Genomic DNA, 3,475 nt, shown 5'->3' with positions numbered 1-3,475 from the left:
TTTTGTTCCCTTCGCCGTTATGTGGCACTGGCTCGGCAGCACCAGGAATGATGGGTGGCGCTCGAGCCGAGGGGCACATAATAATCAAAGGGAATTGAGCCATTTCAGCAAGTCGACGTCCCGGTGCCAAGCGCCTGCTTGGGAGGATGCCGCCGAGGATTGATCGGGTGGAGCGCACAGGGCGACGGCAGCCTCCTTGGTTCGGATGTTGATCTCAGCATAACGGTTCGTCGTTTCCAGACTGACGTGACCCAGCCAGGCCCGAATGACGTTGATTTCAACTCCGGCCTCAAGCAGGTGCATCGCTGCGGTATGCCGGAACACATGCGGAGAGATGCGCCGAGCCTCGCCGCTATTGGGTGAGGCTTGCGGTAGATTCGCCGCGTACCGTTTGACGAGCTTGTACAGGCCAAAGCGCGTCAGGGGGGCGTGAAGCCGAGAATAGAACAATGGGGCGTCGGGTTTACCTTCATGGACCGACTCGAGCTGCTTGAGCAACTGTGCGGTCTCGGGCCAAATCGGACAGGCGCGCCACTTGTCCCCCTTGCCGTGGAGCCTCACTCGATGAGGGCCATCGAGATCGATATCCTGGACGCGCAAATCAGCAATTTCCTGCACTCGGGCGCCGGTGTTGTACATCAAGGTCAGGATGGCGCGATCACGCAGACCGGTGGCCGTCGTCGAAATCGCCGCGAGTAGTTGATCAACCTCGTCACGCTCGAGGTAATAGGTCGGCGGTGGCGGACAGCGCTTGGTGGGAATGGCCTCAACCCGTGCTGCCTCGGCCAGCATCTCCGGTGCACGACTGGCAAGGTAGCGGAAGAAGGTGCGTAGCGCGGCCAGCCGCTGATTGCGGGTGCGCACCTGGTTGCCGCGCTGCGCTTCGAGGCTCCGGAGAAAAGCGAGCACCTCGTCGGCAACCAGATCCGTGAGTTTGAGGCGGGTGATGGGACATTGACGCCGATCTGAAATCTGCTTAAGAAACAGTTTCAGGACATCACGATAGCTGCGGATCGAACTGGGGCGCAGACCTTTCTGCACCTTCAGATGATCCTCGAAGAAGGCCCTGACCACCGTGCCGAGCTCGTTCATAGCTGCTCTCCGGCCGCTGGTGACAGGTGCGCGTAGTCCCTGAACTGTGCACTGGCCTCGCTCAGAAGTTCACTTGTGATCGTCAGATACACGGCGGTAGAGGCCGGATCGACATGTCCGAGGAAAGTGGCCAGATGAAGCAGCCGACGGCTGGGATCAGCCCCTTCCCGATACCAGCGCAACAAGGTGCCGACGGCAAAGGAATGACGTAGGTCATGGAGCCTCGGCGCAGCGACGCCAGGCCGACTTTCCAGCGCCAGTTTCGGCACCAGTGCGTGAAAGGTCTGACTGATGGTGCCCGAATTCACTGCCTGCCCCTGAGTGAAGCCGAACAGGGGCTGGGTTGCATCGGGAGACGAGGTGCCAAAATGCTCGGCGAGATAGCGCTGTAACCGCGCCGCCATGTGCGGGCCAAACGGTACAAGGCGATCCTTTGCGAACTTGGTCTGCCGGATCATGAGCACATCGCGGGACAGGTCCACATCACCGACCTTGAGCCGAGCAACTTCCCCAACCCGCAGCCCCAGGCCGTAAAGCAGCGCAAACACGGTTTCATAAATCAAGCCGCGGTGCCGGCCTTTGGGACGATCAGGCAACTGCCGTGCCGTTTCCAGCAGCCGGCGTGCCTGGGCGAGATTGAAGATGTACGGGATGCGTTGCCCGGTGTTCCGCCGCGGGCCAGCGCTCACCGGCGTCTTCGTCACCAGCTCCTGCATCACCAGCCAGCCGAAGAAGCGCTGCAGTACGCCAAGCAGATGGTTGTAACTACGGGGCCTTGATCGCGGGCGGGATGCGAGGAAGCGATCGATGTCCTGGGCGGTCACGGCCGCCAGATCCTCGATTCCGGCGGTGGCCAGAAATCGCTCCAGCAGGTGCAGGGCGGCTTCTTCCGTCTTGTACTTGCGATTGAGAGAGCGCTTGTAGGCCAGGAAAGCGTTGATCACTTGATGCACCGAGGCGCCGACAGGAACCAATGGGGTATTCATAGTGCCTCCCCATCGCCAAGAGCGACTTCACGCAAAGCTTCGGTGGCGACCTTGGCGTAGATTTCGGTGGATGATGGGGAGCGATGCCCTACATAGTCGCCGATGGCCTTGAGCGAGAATTCTGCGTCGACGAGGCGCTGGACACAGGTGTGCCGGAGCGTATGGGCGCCTGCCCGTCGTACCGTGATCCCGGTTTGGCGCAGATAGAATCCTGCGCTCTGCGAGATGGCGCTAGCGCGCAGTGGCAGTCTGGGGGCCAGGGTGCGGAAGAATAGATGTCGATCCGCGGTCTGCGGCCGCCCATGCTGCAAATACTCCAGAATGGCCGTTCCGACCACGCTGGCCAACGGATAGGCTGTCCAGTGGCCAGCCTTGCGCTCCGGCACTTGCAGCCGGTCACGCTGCCAATCAATGTCGTCCAGGGTGAGCGATGCGACTTCGTGGGCGCGCAGCCCATAGGTGACAAGCAATAGCAAGATTGCGTAGTCCCGGCGGCCGCGCACTGTCCGTCTATCGACCACGGCCAGCATCCGCCGGACATCGTCCCAACCGATCGATCTCGGCAACTCGGCCAGCCGATACGCTTGAGGCATCTCGACTGCCTGGCTGAGGTCATGCGCCAGAATCTGCTCCCGCTGGCAGTGACGCAGAAACACCTTCAACACTGCGCACAGGCCACGCCGCGAACTGGGAGAGAGCTCGGGCGCGCTATCGACAACGAAAGCGGCCAGGATTGCGGTCGAGAGCTGTTTAAGTGATGTCACCTCTTGTCGGGCAAGGAATGCCGCAAAGCGGTTGAGATAGTACCGGTAGTGTCGAACCGATGTTTCTTTCAAGCCGCGCTCTTCGCGCAAGTAGGCAAAAAACCCGGGGGCTTCTGCCAGAAATGGCTCAGGCTGCGGGTGACGGCCCCCGCCGTGGTGCTCGGGAAGGACCAGTCTGAGCATCTGGTTGACCGGATTGCGGGCCTCTTCCTCTATCTTGCCCCTGGCCTCCTTGCTCGTGCCTGCTTTCGCATGCTCGCTGAGCCAGTGCTGGGCGAAGTCATCGACCAAGGCTGCAGCCTGTGCCAGGGTTTGGGCACCGTGTTCTTGGGTAAATTGACCAAAATGGCACAGCATGGGCACGCGCCGATAGACGTTTCGAACGGCATAGCCTTCCTGGTCCAGCCACTCCACATAGCGCTCGATTGCCGAGCCAAGCCAATTGCCGCGAATCCGATCGACGGTTTGCGGCTTCAAGAAATAACGTTCCAGCATGACAACCTCCATTCCAGGAAACAGGGTGGAGGGTCATCATCCGACCAAGGCGAAACGTTATGTGGCGTTTACCGACGCAGTCGCCTTCAAGTACGGCCAAACGCTCGCGCCGGGCACATAACGGCGAAGGGAACAAAA

The 3,475-nt window shown here is 60.7% G+C and carries 3 protein-coding genes; all 3 read right to left on the bottom strand.

Annotated features, from left to right (window positions below):
- Positions 1-84: 84 nt before the first annotated feature.
- Genes BM315_RS23990 through BM315_RS23980 form a run of 3 tightly spaced genes read right to left on the bottom strand, consistent with a single transcriptional unit; the run spans position 85 to position 3,337 of the window.
- Complete coding sequence (locus tag BM315_RS23990; RefSeq protein ID WP_090506198.1) at positions 85-1,092, bottom strand: tyrosine-type recombinase/integrase; 1,008 nt, start codon at positions 1,090-1,092, stop codon at positions 85-87.
- Entirely contained in the window at positions 1,089-2,078 is a 990-nt protein-coding gene (locus tag BM315_RS23985) for a tyrosine-type recombinase/integrase (protein ID WP_090506196.1), read from the bottom strand. Before BM315_RS23985 ends, BM315_RS23990 begins: the two co-directional genes overlap by 4 nt.
- Positions 2,075-3,337 (bottom strand): tyrosine-type recombinase/integrase, encoded by a 1,263-nt coding sequence (locus BM315_RS23980; protein ID WP_090506193.1) that lies wholly within the window; start codon positions 3,335-3,337, stop codon positions 2,075-2,077. Before BM315_RS23980 ends, BM315_RS23985 begins: the two co-directional genes overlap by 4 nt.
- Positions 3,338-3,475: the final 138 nt, after the last annotated feature.

The organism is Pseudomonas borbori (assembly GCF_900115555.1).
Lineage (GTDB): Bacteria > Pseudomonadota > Gammaproteobacteria > Pseudomonadales > Pseudomonadaceae > Aquipseudomonas > Aquipseudomonas borbori.
This window is presented reverse-complemented; position numbering and strand designations above follow the sequence as displayed.